This is a genomic window from Arcicella aquatica (assembly GCF_034928825.1).
In the GTDB taxonomy this organism is placed as follows: Bacteria; Bacteroidota; Bacteroidia; order Cytophagales; family Spirosomataceae; genus Arcicella; species Arcicella aquatica.
This window is the reverse complement of record NZ_JAYFUL010000006.1, coordinates 210,099-227,065: the sequence shown is the minus strand read 5'-3', so window position 1 is coordinate 227,065 and position 16,967 is coordinate 210,099. Positions and strand designations below refer to the sequence as shown.

General features: G+C 34.8%; 12 protein-coding genes and 1 tRNA gene. 7 read left to right on the top strand and 6 right to left on the bottom strand.

Features of this window, described 5'->3' with window-relative positions; all coding sequences use genetic code 11:
- Window positions 1-32 precede the first annotated feature (32 nt).
- Both VB264_RS06055 and VB264_RS06050 read right to left on the bottom strand, forming a co-directional pair.
- Complete coding sequence (locus VB264_RS06055; protein WP_323247639.1) at window positions 33-1,724, bottom strand: TonB-dependent receptor; 1,692 nt, start codon at window positions 1,722-1,724, stop codon at window positions 33-35.
- A gap of 63 nt (window positions 1,725-1,787) precedes the next feature.
- A complete protein-coding gene (locus VB264_RS06050) occupies window positions 1,788-4,811 on the bottom strand; it encodes a tetratricopeptide repeat protein (protein ID WP_323247637.1) in 3,024 nt (1,007 codons plus the stop codon).
- Between the two features lie 224 nt (window positions 4,812-5,035).
- Between VB264_RS06050 and VB264_RS06045 the strand changes: the two genes are divergently transcribed.
- Window positions 5,036-6,847 carry a M61 family metallopeptidase gene (locus tag VB264_RS06045; protein WP_323247635.1) on the top strand — a complete coding sequence of 604 codons (1,812 nt, stop codon included), beginning with the start codon at window positions 5,036-5,038 and terminating at the stop codon, window positions 6,845-6,847.
- Between the two features lie 72 nt (window positions 6,848-6,919).
- Here the strand turns inward: VB264_RS06045 and VB264_RS06040 are convergent, their stop codons facing one another.
- Together VB264_RS06040 and VB264_RS06035 are read right to left on the bottom strand one after the other, a co-directional pair.
- Window positions 6,920-7,162: a hypothetical protein gene (locus VB264_RS06040; RefSeq protein ID WP_323247633.1), complete on the bottom strand. Its 243-nt coding sequence runs from the start codon at window positions 7,160-7,162 to the stop codon at window positions 6,920-6,922.
- Window positions 7,163-7,193: 31 nt separating this feature from the next.
- On the bottom strand, window positions 7,194-7,631 hold the full coding sequence (locus tag VB264_RS06035) for a peptidylprolyl isomerase (RefSeq protein WP_323247632.1): 438 nt from the start codon (window positions 7,629-7,631) through the stop codon (window positions 7,194-7,196).
- Window positions 7,632-7,833: 202 nt separating this feature from the next.
- Here VB264_RS06035 and VB264_RS06030 point away from each other — a divergent pair, with 202 nt between their 5' ends.
- Window positions 7,834-8,736, top strand: coding sequence for a tetratricopeptide repeat protein (locus VB264_RS06030; RefSeq protein WP_323247630.1), 903 nt, complete (start codon window positions 7,834-7,836; stop codon window positions 8,734-8,736).
- A gap of 276 nt (window positions 8,737-9,012) precedes the next feature.
- Here VB264_RS06030 and menD read toward each other — a convergent pair whose 3' ends face one another.
- The gene (gene menD / locus VB264_RS06025) at window positions 9,013-10,731 is read right to left on the bottom strand and encodes a 2-succinyl-5-enolpyruvyl-6-hydroxy-3-cyclohexene-1-carboxylic-acid synthase (RefSeq protein WP_323247629.1); all 1,719 of its coding nucleotides are present in this window, start codon (window positions 10,729-10,731) and stop codon (window positions 9,013-9,015) included.
- Between the two features lie 88 nt (window positions 10,732-10,819).
- Window positions 10,820-10,893, bottom strand: a tRNA-Met gene (locus VB264_RS06020).
- Window positions 10,894-11,222: 329 nt separating this feature from the next.
- Between VB264_RS06020 and VB264_RS06015 the strand changes: the two genes are divergently transcribed.
- The 5 genes from VB264_RS06015 to VB264_RS05995 all read left to right on the top strand — a co-directional run bounded on the left by VB264_RS06015 (window position 11,223) and on the right by VB264_RS05995 (window position 16,931).
- The gene (locus tag VB264_RS06015; protein WP_309916462.1) at window positions 11,223-11,615 is read left to right on the top strand and encodes an START-like domain-containing protein; all 393 of its coding nucleotides are present in this window, start codon (window positions 11,223-11,225) and stop codon (window positions 11,613-11,615) included.
- A gap of 112 nt (window positions 11,616-11,727) precedes the next feature.
- Window positions 11,728-13,215, top strand: coding sequence for an LptF/LptG family permease (locus VB264_RS06010; RefSeq protein WP_323247627.1), 1,488 nt, complete (start codon window positions 11,728-11,730; stop codon window positions 13,213-13,215).
- Between the two features lie 73 nt (window positions 13,216-13,288).
- Complete coding sequence (rpsO, locus tag VB264_RS06005) at window positions 13,289-13,564, top strand: 30S ribosomal protein S15 (protein ID WP_184135770.1); 276 nt, start codon at window positions 13,289-13,291, stop codon at window positions 13,562-13,564.
- Window positions 13,565-13,787: 223 nt separating this feature from the next.
- Window positions 13,788-15,917 carry a polyribonucleotide nucleotidyltransferase gene (pnp, locus tag VB264_RS06000; RefSeq protein ID WP_323247625.1) on the top strand — a complete coding sequence of 710 codons (2,130 nt, stop codon included), beginning with the start codon at window positions 13,788-13,790 and terminating at the stop codon, window positions 15,915-15,917.
- Between the two features lie 150 nt (window positions 15,918-16,067).
- The gene (locus tag VB264_RS05995; RefSeq protein WP_109744482.1) at window positions 16,068-16,931 is read left to right on the top strand and encodes a sigma-70 family RNA polymerase sigma factor; all 864 of its coding nucleotides are present in this window, start codon (window positions 16,068-16,070) and stop codon (window positions 16,929-16,931) included.
- The last annotated feature ends 36 nt before the right edge of the window (window positions 16,932-16,967 follow it).

Here is a 16,967-nt window from a genome sequence, read left to right as displayed (position 1 = left end):
CAAATATTGGTTTTTATGTTCTATGGACGAATTTAGAAAGAATATGACAGACCACCAAGAAAATTTACCCCTTGTGTAGGATAATATAAGTATCGCTGATAACTTTTATTCAAAATATTATTCACAGAAATGAATAAATCTAAATGTTCAGAAAGTAAATAGGTCGCCTTTAAGTTAAGGTCGATAATCGAATTAAGCTTTACTTCACGATTTGTCACATAGTTTTTCCCTTTTAGTCCAGTGATAAAGTAAAAATCAGATGCTAACAATAGTTTATCTTTAACAGTAAATGTGTTCGTCCAAGTAGCATTGAAAGCAGGACGATGCCAAGCGTTTTCTAGATTCCCTAAGCCACTGTACACATTTACATCAAACTTAAAATTAGACCTCCAAACGTCAGGAATTTGATAGCTGGCTTGTCCTGAAAAAGTCGTTACTTTTACGATAGTGGTATCATTTGAATACATCACATCAAAGCGAGTACTATCTGTTGAATTGCTATTGAATACATAAAAATCTTTATAACGAGCATAGCTAATTTTTGCTTCTACCGACAGCCCGTTAGATAAAGTAGTTTTTGCTCCTGCAAAATAATCAGCCGTTTTACGTGTATTCCTTAATTGTGTGAATCTTCCTAGCCATTGATTTTCGGTTAATAATGATGAAAGATTATTCGCATATACATCTCCTTCATATCCTGCAAATACTTTTACACCTTCAATAGGCTGCACATCAATTTTTACGATTGGGAATAAATAGCTGTTATTAAAAGTATTCTTTTCTCTGTCATTGATAATATTCAAACCCGCCGTGATTGAAAATAAATCATTTTTAAATTGAAAGGTTGGCTTTACTTTATACAGGTTACGGTATAAAGTAAGTGAGTCTTGGCGTTGTGCGATAACGATACTTCCTTCAAGCAAGGCTGATAGTTGTTCTGTCAGGGGATATACTCCTTTCAAATTCGCATTCCAAACTAATTCATTGGCCTTTAAGTGGGTAAATAAATACGATAGGTTTGAGTTAAGGACGTAATCTACTTTCGCATTTTTGTTATTATTACTTACTGTACCTGTGAAATTAAACTTGTTCCATGAATTGAAAATTTGCGATTCAGGGAAATTAAAATTGGTTTGGTTGTTATATGCATAATAATCAAAACCTCTTCTTTCCCAACCCAATGCACCCGCTAGTTTTACTGAACTGAACGAAGTTCGGCTATGAACCTTGATTAAATTCTGAGATTGACCAGAATAATTTGCACCAATAGGGCCTAGTCTAAAACTATTATGCTTAACGTATACGCCATGATAATTATCCTCGCCAGTTGAAAACCCTCCATGTCCCTCTAAAAAGGTATGTCCATAATTACCAATTCCAGCCCTGATTATATTATTATATCTTTCCGCAAATTCGTTTTCTTTAGTACTTCCTTTATCAGGCATTGTCACAGTAGGACTAAATTCTGGCGTCTCTACGGGCAATCTTCTTTCAATAAATTCATATCGAATAGGCTTTTTGGTATTATCTATTTTAGCGGTAGAAATTTTTTCAAAAATTCTATTCGCTTGAGGCAAATTTACTTTTGCCTCTTTCCAAACCTCAATTTCATCTGTTTTTACTTCTCCTTCTTTCTTTTGGGCTTTCATTTGTAAAGAACAACCAAGCGCAATTAGTAATAAAGGGAGTCGGGTATATATGGTATTGAATGAGCTATTTTGCATTGTAAGAAAGGTTTAAATTACCTAAGTCTATTTTATTAAAAATTATGGTGATAACGTGCTGTACTATCGTTTCTCGATAGCTTTTAATTTTACTTTCGCTTCCGCTACAATCGTTTGGTCGGGAAGGTTCTCTATAATAGAGTTTAAAGTAGCACGTGCTTGAACGATATTATCAAGACCTACAAAATCATCTGATAATAATAAATATGCTTTACCAACAATGTTATCGGCAGCATCAGCAAAGTCTGTTCTGAATTTGCTAATAATCATTTCTGATGATTCTTTGTATTTTCTTTGGGTATAAAGAATTTTAGCAATCAAATACTGCGCTTCAGCACCATAATTGTCTTTTGCAATTTGAATCGTTTGGTTGAAATATTCTGTCGCCTTTACAAAATCATTTCTATCCATGTAAATTTTACCAGTATACAGCCTTGCTTTGCTTTTTGCTCCTAATACTAAGTCGGGAGTATTAGCTACTTCATTGGCATAATATAGCGTAGAGTCTGCTCTAGACATTTTATAATAAGATTCCATCAAACCAATTAAAGCTGCTTGTTGGTCTTTTTTATCGCCTACGAATCTTAAAATATTTCTGTAATTCGTAATGGCTCTGCTGAAATTATTACCGTTAAATTCTAATTCTGCCGCTTTTACATAAGCTTTGTTGACTGATTTGTATTTATTATCGGCTATTACTTGATAATAAAAATTCAACGCTTGGTATTTGTCGTTCAATTTATAATAAGATTCAGCAATCAAGTATTTAGCTTCATACGATTCTACGCTGGTTGGGTTTTTACGCACGTATTCGCTCAATGCGATGATAGCTTTATCAAATTTATCCGCATAAAAAAGACGTTTAGCAGTTTCATACTCTAAACCTACCACTGAATTATCGGTAGGATTTGTTCTTTGGTAATCCGCTAAAATTGCTGAAAATTCTTCTGGACGACCTACTTCATTTAATTCTTCTTGCACGCCCGTCAAAGCATCTTTACTTTGTGAAAGTGTTGGGAAGTTTTTCAAGATACTCTTATAATCCAAAATAGAGGCTTCATGATTGGCCGTGTTGGCAAAGGCTGCTGCACGTTTTAATAAAGCATTTGGAATTAATCTGCTCTGTGGCTTATTATTAATCAACTGCGTGAATCTTGTAATGGCAGGGATGTATCTTCCAGCGACAAACTCTAAATTGGCTTCTTGATACAAGGCATTGTCAAAATAAAGTGACTGTGGATAATCCGTTTGTACTTTTTGGAAAGCTGCCTTTGCTCCCGCTTCATTGCCTTTCAAGGCTAATACTAACCCTTTTTGGAAAGTAGCATAGTCGCGGTCAGAGCGATTACCAGTAATGGCTTGATCATAATAATAAATCGCTTGGTCGTAGTTTTTAGATGCAAAATAAGTATCTCCCAAACGAATCAAGGCATCTTGATAAGATTGTGAGTCGCCAGAGGATTTCATCTGGTCTGCATAATCTTTAAAAACCTTATTCGCTTTGTCGTATTCTTTATTATTATAATAGCAGTAAGCCAATGAATATTTGCTCTTACTTTGAAGTTCAGCTAAACTACTTACAGAAGGGTCAGAAGTTGCAATCAATGACTGGTATAAAGGGATAGCCTCTGCATATCTTTTTTCTGCCGATAATGCTTCTGCTTTCCAAAAATTAGCAGCATATTTGGTTTCTAGGTTCTCAGGTGTTAATAATGATTTTTCAAAATAAGGAAGTGCTTCTGCATAACGCTCGTCATTATAGAATTTTACAGCTTGATTAAACGAAATCCTTTGATAAGCGGCATTGGTTCTTGGCGTTCGCTTCTTCAATCCTTCTATGTAGGCGAGTGCTGCCTGATAATTATTGGAATATAAATAGGCTTCACTGACTAATTCATTGGCTTCGTCTTCGTATTTAGAATTTGGATATTTTGCTAAAAAGCTTTCAAAGGCTTTGATAGACTCTGCTCCTCGTTGTAAATCAAGTAATACTTTTCCATAGTTGAAGTCAGCATCTTCCGTAACGGTTTTATTGAAGTTGGTCTTTCTCGCTTGGTCAAAGGCTCCTAATGCATAATTGGGATTATTGGCTTTTAAATAACAAATCCCTAAAATATAGGCGGCATATTGTCCAAGGGTATCGCCTTTAGCAGCTACATTTTTTAATTGCTCACTTGCTGGTGCAAACTGGTCCGTTTTATAAAGACTGTATCCATAACGATAGGCAATCGTTATGGGCATCCCTTGCGACTTGTAGTTTTTGTATATCGTATAATAATTGGCTGCTTTGGCATATTCTGCTTGCTGAAAATATACTTCTGCACTCAACAACGCCACATCATCTAGTTTTTTTCCAGAATTTTTCTCTTTTAATAATGGCTCTGTATAAGCTAACATTTCAGTAAATTTTCCTTGCCGGTAATAACTATGCGCTAGCCAACTTGGAATTTCAGAGAAATAAGAAGTAGAAAGTTCGGCTTGTTTAAAATCAAAAATAGCTTCTTCATATTTTTTAGCCCTGAAATTAATTACGCCGGCATAATACGAAGCCGAAGGTGCGTATTGTCCTTGCCCACCTTTGATGCTATCAAAAATAACAAGGGCTTCATTATAATTTTGAAGGGTAAAATGCGAAATTCCTAAACGAAATTGTGCTTCTTCATTTGATTTTGGGCTTTTCGATAAATAGTCTATGGCACGAGTATAATCACCTTGCTCATAAAAATAATTACCTATTTCGGTAAAAAGTGTTCCTGCAATAGGGTGTTCAGGATAATTTCTTACAAATCGATTGGCTAATAATTCAGTATCCGAATAATTTAAATACAAACTACATTTTACTAAATAATATTCTGCCCACACTTTGTTGGCGTCTTCTTTTTCCAAAAAGGTTCTGTCTGCTTCGAGGTATTGGGTTAGTTCTGCTCTACATGCTTCATAATTCTTTGATTCAAAATGTTCTTGTCCATTTCTAAAATGAACAGAGATATCTGAATAACTTAATGTGCTTTGTGCTAAAACAGCGGTATTGAAAGCAAAGAATGAAAAAAGGAGTGTTGAGATTACTAACGAAGTTAATCTTTTCATTAGAGATGATTTTTAGGGTGTTTATTCTATCAAAAAAAGCAAATATGATTATTTTTAGATAGAAAATAATTTGTTAAACAAGCTATGGATTGTTACTTTTGACGTTTGTGAAATTCTTCGAAGCTTATAAGTTTAGTATAATCAAGTAAAATTATCAATCTACAAAGAGTTTTTCATCGTAAAGTATTATTTAATTTTAAAACGTTCATAGCAAACATTAAATTATGAAAAAAAAATCAATATTAGCCGTATTCCTACTCATTTGCCAATTCCTGAGGGCTCAGACCCCTATAAGTCAGCCTAAAATTGAGTATGCCCTTTCCATGGAACAACCTTCTTCTCATTATTTTAATGTGAGTATGAAAGTGTCTAATCTTGATTTAAAAACTAAGGCTCAAGGTTATATCGATTTTAAAATGGCCGTTTGGACACCAGGTTCTTACTTGATTCGTGAATATGCTAAAAATGTAGAAAGTGTTAAGGCTACTAGCAAAACGAGTCTTTTAAAAGCTGATAAAATCAATAAAAATACTTGGCGCGTACTGATTGATAAAAATACCAGTGAAGTAAGCATTTCTTATAAAGTATATGCCTATGAATTGTCGGTTAGAACATCTTTCTTAGACGATTCACACGGGTATTTAAATCCTGCAAGTGTATTCTTATACGTTAATGCTTGGAAACAAGTTCCATCAACCCTGATAATTAAACCTTATGAAGGCTGGACGAGCGTTTCAACAGGCTTGAAAAATATTGGTACATTTACTTACCAAGCGGATAATCTTGACATTTTGATTGACTCACCTATTGAAATTGGAACGCAGAAAGTACTTTCGTTTGATGTAAGTGGAGTTCCGCACAAAATTGCTATGTATGGAGAAGCAAAATTTGATGATGCTAAAGTTACCGCTGATTTCAAAAAAGTTTGTGAAGCTGCTATGTCTGTTGTTGGTGAGCATCCTTGTAAAGACTATACTTTCTTGATTCATAATTTAGCTGCTGGCGGAGGTGGTTTAGAACACCTTAATTCTACTACTTGCCAAACATCAAGAAGTAGCTATTCAGATCCAAAACGTTATCAGGGGTTGTTAAATTTGATAGCACATGAATATTTTCATTTATGGAATGTAAAACGTATTCGTCCAAAAGCACTCGGACCGTTTGATTATGAAAATGAAAATTATACGCACATGCTATGGTTTTCAGAAGGTTGTACTAGTTTTTATGCTACTTACATTTTGCGTAAGGCTAATTTGAACACGCCAGAGGAATATATGAGTGCCTATGCTTCTGAAATCAATACCATCGAAAATCAGCCAGGTAATAAGGTTCAATCGGTAGCAGAATCAAGTTGGGATGCATGGATAAAGTATTATCGTCAAAACGAAAACTCTCGCAACAGTACTATTTCTTATTATGACAAAGGAGCTGTATTGGGTGGTGTTTTGAATCTAGCTATTTTAGAATCTACCAAAGGTGCTAAAAACCTTGATGATGTAATGAAGGCTTTGTACAATGAATATTACAAAAAACTTGGCAGAGGTTTTACAGATGAAGAATTTCAAAAAACAGTAGAAGCGGTTGCTGGCAAAAAAATGGATGATTTTTTCCAAAAATATATTTTTGGAACAGAGGCTATTTCTTATAATACCTATTTGTCTGCCGTGGGCATGACGCTGGTTGATAAAAATGCTGAAAAAAATGAGCCATATTTAGGGGCTGAATTTAGAGCAGCTAGTGGTTTGAAAATCACTGGAGTGATAAAAGAATCACCTGCATATATCGACGGATTAAACGTTAATGATGAAATTTTACAGATTGACGGACTGACTATTTCAAAATCTGATGAGGTTTTAAAAGCTATCAGTAACAAGAAAATTGGAGACCTTATGGCTGTAAAAGTAAGAAGAGATGGTTTAGAAAAAACCTACTCGATTAAGATTCAGAGAAATCCTACTAAAAATTTCGTTCTTGAAGCTCTTCCTACCCAAACAGAGGAACAAAAAGCACTTTATAAAAAATGGTTGTTTTTGTAAACAACTCTCACAAACGATTATTAAAAAAGGGAATAAACTTATTTGTTTATTCCCTTTTTTATGATGCTAACGCTAATAATCTCCCATTAATTCTCCTAAATCTTGATACATTTCTTTAAAACGGGTGATAATTTTTTCAATGAAGGCCTCGTTAACCATTGCTCGAACTTCATCTTCAGAAACGTCCATCTCTGATATTTTGTAAACTTGTTCTAAATCTGGTGTTTCGAACTTTACAAAAAACTTTGAATTCCATTTATATAATGAAATTTTCAAATCAGGACTGGAACCTTTTAACTCGCCAATAAAATACATATCAGATTAATTTAAATTGTGTGAGACTGACCTATTCTTCTATAATAGTAATTTTCTGGATGGCATCTCCTTGACGAATAGCATCTATTACTTCTAAACCTTCTACTACTTTACCGAAACAAGTATGGTTACGGTCTAGGTGAGCAGTATTTTTACGGCTATGACAAATAAAGAACTGTGAACCTCCAGTATTTCTACCACGGTGAGCCATTGATAAAACACCACGGTCGTGATATTGGTTATTTCCTGTCAATTCGCAAGGAATAGTATAGCCAGGGCCACCACCACCTGTTCCAGTTGGGTCTCCACCTTGAATCACAAAATCAGGTAAAACTCTATGAAATGTTACGCCATCGTAAAATCCACTTTTTGATAAATCAACAAAGTTTTTAACATGGATTGGAGCATCTTGCTCATAAAATTCTATCACCATCAAACCTTTGTCGGTTAGCATTTCAGCTTTAATCATTGCAATATTTTTTTAAAGTTTAAATCAAGACAGCGAACTGTCCTTACAAAATTAGAAACAAAAGTGTTAATGTCATAGTTCAGACAGGAGTCTTGTCTAATTTTAGAGTCCATTCCAACAATTTCTAGTAATTTTACGAGGGACTTCATCAAGCAAAACTGAACCTTCAAAGACAATTATTTACATAAAACATTTAAAATCAGTGAAAAACAAAGCATTATTATTGATACTCTCGGGCATTTTACTTTTTTCTTGCGGTGCAGATAAAAAAGAAGAGGCTATCAAATTCTTCAAAAGGGGGAATTATAAATTAAAAGATAAGGAATATCAAGAGGCTATTCATTGGTTTGACGAAGCCATTATTAAAAATCCAGATTTTGCTGATGCTTATAATAACAGGGCCTTGGCCCATCAAAAGCTTGATGAATTGGATGAAGCTTTAACAGATTTGGATAAAGCCATTGATATCGACAAAAAATATTGGGAAGCTTATTACAATCGTTCAGAAGTATTTTTTCAAAAAGGAGATTTTCAAAATAGCTTAGTTGATTTAGAGAAAATTGCTGTGCCTTTTAAAGATTCCTCTTTTTATTTTGTGAGCTTAGGGAATGTAAAAGTACAACTTAATAATGCTGCTGGAGCAACGGCCGATTATGAAAAAGCAATTAGGATTAACCCTAATAATGCTGAGGCGTATTCGAACCACGGTTTTATTTATTTTGAGAACAAACAATATGATTTAGCCAAGAAGGATTTTCAAAAAGCGATTTCGATTAATCCTAAACAAGATTTCGCTTTAAACAACTTGGCATTTATCCTGTCGGAAGAACAAAAATTTCAAGAAGCCAAAGTATTCTCAGAACAAGCCATTGCTTTAAAACCGACTGATGCGATTTATTTAAACAACTATGGCTATATTTTACTGCAAATTGGTAAGCTAGACCAAGCCAAAGAAACGCTAGAGCGTTCGTTAAGAATTAATCCGCAAAATGCCTATACGCTCAGAAATTTAGGTTATTACTTTAAAAAAATTGGTAATGAGAAAGAGGCTTTAGTGAAATTTCAAGAGGCTAAGAAATTGGATAATAGTATTGATATTAAATAACATGCTTATCCCCAATTTCTAATAAAATAATACGTTTCAGAAGATTTCAAAGACTTTTGAATTTATTCTCGACCTTACTTTTTGCCTTGATGCAAAAAGTAACCGCAGCGGCGGACGCAAAAAAATCAAGAATTCCTAATCGCATCGGCGAACCGACTCGCTCCGCTCAAACAGTAGGAATTCGTTGTTCATCAATCACAAAAAAGCGGTCGAAAAACTAATTTCAACCGCTTTTTTATGATTTTAAAATTCGGGATGACTCATGCTTAGTTTAACTTAAAGCGCAAAGCCTGCTTTAAATTTCTTGAATATCTCAGTATTGTATTTACTATCTGTTTCTATTTCGAAGATTTTTGATTTTCCATTTGGTTGAAGAAAAGCTATTGACAATTGATGAAACTCTTCGACGGTCTTTGCATTAAAATATTCAAGATTCGCTTCAGAGGCTATTTTTTCAGCGGTGTATGATTGAACTGTTTCAAAATAATCATCTAACTCAGCCTGTTTACTTGGGCCGTCAATTATTCTGAAAATTCCACCACCATGATTGTTCATCAAAATAATATTAAGGTTATCAGGCATATAACGATTCCATAGGGCATTTCTATCGTAGAAAAAAGCTAAATCCCCTATTAATAGATACACACGTTTGGTAGTAGTCAGGGCAGCACCAACAGCAGTACTTACACAACCATCAATCCCGCTTGTTCCTCTATTGGCAAATATTTCTATTTTCTTAGTTGGGTCAGTTCCTATATAATTGGCATATCTGACTGACATGGAATTAGCCAAATGTAGTTGACTATCAGCAGGTAAGGCATCTAATAGTTTCTTGATGGCATAAAATTCATTTAACTGATGTTGATGGAAGTTTTCTAAGAAAAAATGCTCAAGATAATTGTTTGCCTTGAAGCTATTTCTTTTCCATGCGTCCAAATAATCACTACTTCTTTCTTCATCATCTCCGTTTTTGAATTGAGAGAAATCTATTTCCTCTAATAGTTTGGAAAAGAAATACAGCGGTTGAACAGGAAGTATTTTGGTCAACGATTGAAAGGTATCAATCAGGTGATTATCTAAACTTAAGTGCCAATGTTCGATAGCCTTATTTTTTCTCAAAAAGGTTTTAAAACTTTTTGAAATAAAGGATTTTCCAAAGGTAATTAATAGCTCTGGTGCTAAATTTTCAGCATCTTGCTGTAGGAAAACATCCTGATTAGAAATCAAGTTGAATTTCAAATTTGAGATGGAGTCTCCAACTACAGGGAAATTAAATTCGTCTTGTAGCTTCGCTAATATATTTGTTAAATCAGGGTCAAATTCATTTTGCCCGCCTGCTATCAATACCTTATCATATTGCTCAATACTTGCTAAAAGATTAGCCCATACCTCGTTTGAGAGAACATTAGATGTTTCAACCCTTTCTATTACTCTCACATTACCATCGGAGACAACTACTTCATTTTCAAGTGGATAAAAAGGCTCTCTTAGCGGAATATTAATATGAACTGGTCCTTTAGGAAAAGTATTGGCCAGATTTACGGCATGATTAACTGTTCGTTCGATATGCCAGATAGCATCTGGATGGCTGTAATCAGCCCCTATTTCAAAGCTTTGCTTTACGTGCTTGCCAAAAATATCTGTTTGATAGATTGTTTGCCCGTCATGTTGATGAATCCACTCTTTGGGTCTATCAGCTGTCAAAATAATCAAAGGAACTTCTTGAAAAAAAGCCTCGGCCACTGCGGGCGCGTAATTATAAGCTGCTGAGCCCGAAGTGCAACAAATAGCTACGGGTTTTCTAAGGTTTTGAGCCATCCCCAACGCAATAAAAGCAGCGGAACGTTCATCAGAAATCGACAATGTTTCAATAGCAGGATGACGCACCAAAGCAATTGTTAATGGAGCATTCCGTGAACCGGGTGAAATAATGGCATGATGAACACCTTTTCTTGAAAGAATTTCTACAAGATTTACAATCGGTTGCAAAAGCATAGATACTTACAGATTAGTAAACACTAAATATTGATAAAAAAGAAAAAGCGTAACCAATTGAATTTCAATTAATTACGCTTTAAATAAGTAGCGGGAAGCAGGATCGAACTGCCGACCTTAGGGTTATGAATCCTACGCTCTAACCATCTGAGCTATCCCGCTGTCGTATTGTGGTGCAAAATTAGTGGTTTTGCATTCAAATGCAAAGGTATTTTAGAAATACTTTCATTTTTTATTCAAATTATTTTTTTAACTTCATCATTAATTCCTCAAAATGTCGTATAAATAATTGAGAATCAACAATGAAACGTAATACATTTTTTAGCGAAGAAAAAGTAAATTTTTTGAAATTAAAAAAAAAGCTTGCGTATTTCTCTAACATTTATACCTTTGCCAAAACAGAGTTTCGGGAGTCAATTACTCGACATCTATCTTCACAAATTGTTTCGTCGAGTAATTTTGTGATTTAATTACCTTTAAATGTTAGGATTATGAGCAAACATAAATTTATTGTAGAATTTGAATTGAGAGCCTCTCCTAAGGTACTTTTTCCTTACATTAGCTCAGCGTCTGGCTTACAACAGTGGTTTGCAGAGAAAGTGACCTTGAAAGACAGTTCAACATTTGATTTTTCTTGGGATGGCGATAGTCATATTGCAAAGCTTTCACAATTGAGGTTAAATAAATCGGCCAAATTTGATTTTTTACCCAGTAGCCCTGAAGACAGAGACCATAATTATATTGAGTTCAAAATGGAAGTAAGTGACTTAACAGGCTCTACTTATTTAAAAATTGTTGACTATTCTGATAATACAGATGAAAGCGAATTAAATGAACTGTGGGAAGATTTAATTTATAAGCTCAAAGAAATTGTTGGCAATTAAGCTTATTTAACAAGCGTATCAACTCAAAAATATTTAATTTTGCGTTTCCTTAACAGAGCGCATTCAACGCTCGTGTTTCTTTAATGAAATACGAGCGTTTTAATTATATTATATGATTAAGAAACTTGATAAACTTATCATTAAGTCCTTTTGGCAACCATTTGTATTAACACTAGCCGTAGTAATTTTCATTTTCTTGATGAGACTTATCTTAGTATACTTCGCTGACCTTTTTGGTAAAGATTTAGGGGTTGAAGTGTATTTCGAACTTTTCTTTTATTTCAGCTTAATTACCATTCCGATAGCATTGCCTTTAGCGATGCTTCTTTCTACATTAATGACTTATGGAAAATTAGGCGAGTTTTTTGAATTAACAGCTATCAAAAGTGCAGGGATTTCAATTACTCGAGCCATGCAACCAATGTTTATTGTCACGGTGTTGATTAGTCTGTTTGCTTTTTGGTTCAATAATGTTGCCTTGCCTTGGGCAAACCTAAAAGGGTATCGTTTACTATATGATATTAAAACAACGAAAACCACTTTAAATATCAAAGAAGGTATTTTCTATAATGATTTGCCTGGCTACAGCATAAAAGTCTCAAAAAAATACCCTGACAACAAGACTTTAAAGAATATCGTTATATTCGACCATACCAAAAACGATGGGAACAAACACCTAACATTGGCCGATTCTGCATTGATGTACACCATCATGGATAAACAATATTTGATTTTTGAGCTTTTTAATGGTAACGATTATGTAGAAGATGCTGACAAAACAAGCAATACAAATCAGACTGATATGGTTACGCATGCTTTTCGGAAAAGTAAGGTAGTGATGAGCTTAGCGGCTTTTGATATGCACAAAACCGAAGAAGAACAGTTTAAGCATTATCAAATGATGAGAAGTTATGGGGAATTAGCCAAAGATGCTGATTCGCTCAAAAAGGACTTTAACCGAATAAGAGGCAATTTTTATGACAATGCACGGTCGTATTATTTGTTTGAGATGAACAAATTTCCACCATTATTAAACGAAGACCAGAAGAAACTCAAAAAAATGAAGATGAGTTCGATAGACTCTCTCATAAAAAAGCGAGATCTTCATACAGCTAACCCTTATCAAAGTCTTGATTTCGCTATTTCGCAGGTTAACAATGCCCTGAGTTTTGCTGAAAGTAATGTCTCTACATTAACGGCTAAGGATGAGGACTTAAGAAAAACGAATCTTGAATGGCATCATAAATTCACGAATGCTTTTGCCGTTTTTGTCATGTTTTTGATTGGGGCGCCCTTGGGTGGTATTATTAAAAAGGGTGGTTTTGGGTTACCAGTCGTTATTGCCATCGTATTTTTTATATTGATGTATGTAATGACGCAGCAGGGCGACAAAGCAGCCAAAGAAAGCAGGGTAATCGTACAGATAGGTGCTTGGATTTCAAACACTGTATTGTTCCTAATTGGATTGTATTTTTTAAACAAAGCCAAAAACGATTCTCGACTATTTGAAAGTGATGCTTATATTGTTTATTTTAATCAACTGAAAGAAAAGCTTAAAAAAGCAAAGTTTTCAAAGAGATTTTTCAATAATTACAGTTAAGATTTGTTAATAGCAAGAAAAAACGTTATTTTTGCACGTTTTCATATTTTATAACAATTTAAACTGGTTGAAGATGTATTTAACTTCAGAAGTAAAGCAGGGGATTTTCGAATCTCGTGGACATGAGAAGTCAAAAATTGATACTGGTTCTGCAGAGTCGCAAATCGCTTTGTTTACTTTCAGAATCTCTCATTTGACAGAACACTTAAAGAAAAACAAAAAGGATCACTCTACTCGTATGGGTCTTTTAAAGTTGGTTGGAAAGCGTAGAAGTTTGTTAGATTACTTAATCAAGACAGACATTACTCGTTACCGTGCTATCATTGCTGAACTCGGCATTAGAAAGTAATTTTCTTTCAAAGCAGGGAGTCTTGAAAAAGATTCCCTGCTTACATTTCCTCTCTTTGGGTACTCGTCAATTTTTTGGTGGTTCGTCAGTAAAGTAGTTTCTCTAAACAATTTTAAGGATAAATTAAACATTGACGAACAGAAGAATTTGCGAATCAACATCCAACAAAAACCTTGTTTGGTACGTTAAACTATTAATCAATCAAGGTAATTAATCAAAAAATATGTCTTTTAACGTAATTACGAAGAAAATAATAATGCCCGATGGTAAAGAAGTTACCATCGAAACAGGTAAACTCGCAAAACAGGCAGACGGGTCTGTGGTCGTGAGAAGCGGAAACATGATGCTTTTGGCAACTGTGGTATCTAGCCAAACAGCGAAAGAAGGTACAGATTTTTTACCCCTATCAGTTGATTATCAAGAAAAATTTGCTTCGGCTGGTAAAATCCCTGGAGGATTTTTACGCAGAGAATCAAGACTTTCAGACTATGAAATTTTGGTGAGTCGTTTAGTAGATAGAGCTTTACGCCCTACTTTTCCATCTGACTACCACGCTGATACTCAAGTAATGATTACGATGATTTCAGCAGATGCTGAGATTACGCCAGATGCTTTTGCAGGTTTAGCAGCTGCCGCTGCCCTTGCAGTGTCTGATATTCCATTCAACGGACCAATCTCTGAGGTTCGTATTGCCAAAATCAATGGCGAATTTGTTGTCAACCCTCTTACTTCTCAAATTGCTAATGCAGAACTAGAATTATTAGTTGCTGCAAATGTTAACGACATTTTGATGGTTGAAGGTGAAGGAAATGAAATTTCTGAAACTGACATGCTTGCTGCCTTGAAAATTGCGCATGATGCTATCAGAGTTCAATGTGCTGCCTTGATTGAATTAACGGCTGAAACAGGTAAAACTGCTAAGCGTGAATACAATCATGAAACGCATGACGAAGAATTGAGAAAATTCCTTTGGGATACTTATTTTACGAAGTTTTATGACGCTGTAAAATTAGCAAACCCAAGTAAAAGTGGTCGTAAAGATTCTTTCAAAGCTATTGAAGAGGAATACTTTACATCATTACCTGAAGATAACACTGTTAACAAAACGTTAGCAAAATGGTATTTCCATGATATTGAAAAAGAAGCGGCTCGTCAATTAGTATTAATCGAACGTTATCGTTTGGATGGACGTCAATTAGATGAAATTCGTCAAATTACTTGCGAAGTTGATTATTTACCTTCTCCACACGGTTCGGCTGTATTTACTCGTGGTGAAACACAGTCGCTTACTACTGTAACATTAGGAACGAAACTAGATGAACAAATCGTTGACCAAGCAATGACATCTGGTTACAATCGTTTTATGTTGCATTATAACTTCCCTGGTTTCTCTACAGGTGAAGTAAAACCAAACAGAGGTCCTGGTCGTCGTGAAATTGGTCATGGTAACTTAGCGATGCGTGCAATCAAAAAAGTATTACCTGCTGATGCAGACAATCCATATACAATCCGTGTAGTTTCTGATATTTTAGAATCAAATGGTTCTTCATCAATGGCTACTGTTTGTGCTGGTACTTTAGCATTAATGGATGCTGGTGTAAAAATCAAAGCTCCTGTTTCTGGTATTGCTATGGGCTTGATTTCTGATCCTAAAACTGGTAAATATGCAGTTCTTTCTGATATTTTAGGTGATGAAGATCACTTAGGAGATATGGACTTCAAAGTAACAGGTACTGAAAATGGTATCACTGCTTGTCAGATGGATATCAAAGTAGATGGACTTTCTTATGAAGTATTAGCGGAAGCGTTGGATCAAGCAAAACGTGGACGTTTACACATTTTGGGTAAAATGAAGGAAGCTATCCAAGCAACTAGACCTGAAATGAAGCCTCATACGCCAAGAGCGATGGTTATCAAAATTTTGAAAGACCAAATTGGAGCAGTAATCGGACCAGGTGGTAAAATTGTTCAAGATATTCAAAAACAATCTGGCGCAACGGTAACGATTGAAGAAAAACCGGATGGTGGTTATGTTTCTATATTCTCTTCAAACAAAGAGTCGATGGACAAAGCTGTTGCTATGGTTAAAGGAATTGTTATGATTCCTGAAGAAGGCGAAGTTTACGATGGTATTGTAAAGTCAATTATGCCATTTGGTGCATTTGTTGAGTTTTTACCTGGCAAAGATGGTTTATTACATATCTCTGAAATCAAATGGGAACGTTTAGAAACAGTGGAAGGTGTACTACAAATCGGAGAACAAGTAAAAGTAAAATTGATTGAAGTTGATAAGAAAACTGGCAAGTTCCGCTTATCACGTAAAGCTCTTTTACCAAAACCAGAAAAGAATTAGAACAAATCCGCATTTTATTACGTTCTTTTGATAACGAACTAAAAAATATATCTTACCAAACGATTATATTCTGAACATTTTGTCTTTATATAATTGTTTGGTTTTTAACATTTGGATTTGTTAACCATTTAAAAATATAACAAGGATAATATGAGACAGCTAAAAATTAGTAAGCAAATTACTAACAGAGAGAGTCAGTCACTTGATAAATATTTACAAGAGATTGGCAAGGTGGATTTATTGACACCAGAGGAGGAGGTTATTTTAGCTCAGAAAATTCGTGACGGGGATCAACTTTCATTAGAAAGACTAACGAAGGCAAACCTTCGTTTTGTGGTATCCGTAGCAAAACAATATCAAAATCAAGGGCTTAGCTTAGGTGACTTAATTAACGAAGGAAACCTAGGTTTGATTAAGGCTGCTCAACGTTTTGATGAAACTCGTGGTTTTAAATTTATCTCTTATGCTGTTTGGTGGATTCGTCAGTCAATTTTGCAAGCTTTAGCTGAGCAATCTCGTATTGTACGTTTACCGCTTAACCGCGTTGGTTCTCTTAATAAAATTTCTAAAACTTTTTCTGAATTAGAACAGAAGTTTGAGCGCGAGCCTACTCCTGAAGAATTAGCGGAAGTATTAGAAATCTCAACAGGTGAAGTTGTTGATACTTTAAAAATTTCGGGTCGTCACGTTTCGATGGATGCACCATTCGTACAAGGTGAAGAAAATTCACTGTTGGATGTTTTGGAAAATGACGGTGAAGATAAACCAGATTCAGGATTAATTAATGATTCGCTTCGTCGCGAAGTTCAAAGAGCTTTGTCTACTTTAACACAACGTGAAGCAGATGTAGTTACTTTGTATTTCGGCTTGAATGGCGAACACGCTATGACGTTAGAAGAAATCGGAGAGAAATTCAATTTAACACGTGAACGTGTTAGACAAATCAAAGAAAAAGCAATTCGTAGATTAAGACATACTTCTAGAAGTAAAGCGTTGAAAACTTATCTTGGGTAGACTTTTGGATTTAAGACTGGAGGACTTAATGACTTT

What these genes read in the sequence shown, in the direction of transcription:
- VB264_RS06055 (WP_323247639.1), bottom strand. Translation starts at nt 1,724, where the DNA reads ATGCAAAATAGCTCATTCAATACCATATATACCCGACTCCCTTTATTA.
- VB264_RS06050 (WP_323247637.1), bottom strand. Translation starts at nt 4,811, where the DNA reads ATGAAAAGATTAACTTCGTTAGTAATCTCAACACTCCTTTTTTCATTC.
- VB264_RS06045 (WP_323247635.1), top strand. Translation starts at nt 5,036, where the DNA reads ATGAAAAAAAAATCAATATTAGCCGTATTCCTACTCATTTGCCAATTC.
- VB264_RS06040 (WP_323247633.1), bottom strand. Translation starts at nt 7,162, where the DNA reads ATGTATTTTATTGGCGAGTTAAAAGGTTCCAGTCCTGATTTGAAAATT.
- VB264_RS06035 (WP_323247632.1), bottom strand. Translation starts at nt 7,631, where the DNA reads ATGATTAAAGCTGAAATGCTAACCGACAAAGGTTTGATGGTGATAGAA.
- menD (WP_323247629.1), bottom strand. Translation starts at nt 10,731, where the DNA reads ATGCTTTTGCAACCGATTGTAAATCTTGTAGAAATTCTTTCAAGAAAA.
- VB264_RS06015 (WP_309916462.1), top strand. Translation starts at nt 11,223, where the DNA reads ATGAGCAAACATAAATTTATTGTAGAATTTGAATTGAGAGCCTCTCCT.
- VB264_RS06010 (WP_323247627.1), top strand. Translation starts at nt 11,728, where the DNA reads ATGATTAAGAAACTTGATAAACTTATCATTAAGTCCTTTTGGCAACCA.
- rpsO (WP_184135770.1), top strand. Translation starts at nt 13,289, where the DNA reads ATGTATTTAACTTCAGAAGTAAAGCAGGGGATTTTCGAATCTCGTGGA.
- pnp (WP_323247625.1), top strand. Translation starts at nt 13,788, where the DNA reads ATGTCTTTTAACGTAATTACGAAGAAAATAATAATGCCCGATGGTAAA.
- VB264_RS05995 (WP_109744482.1), top strand. Translation starts at nt 16,068, where the DNA reads ATGAGACAGCTAAAAATTAGTAAGCAAATTACTAACAGAGAGAGTCAG.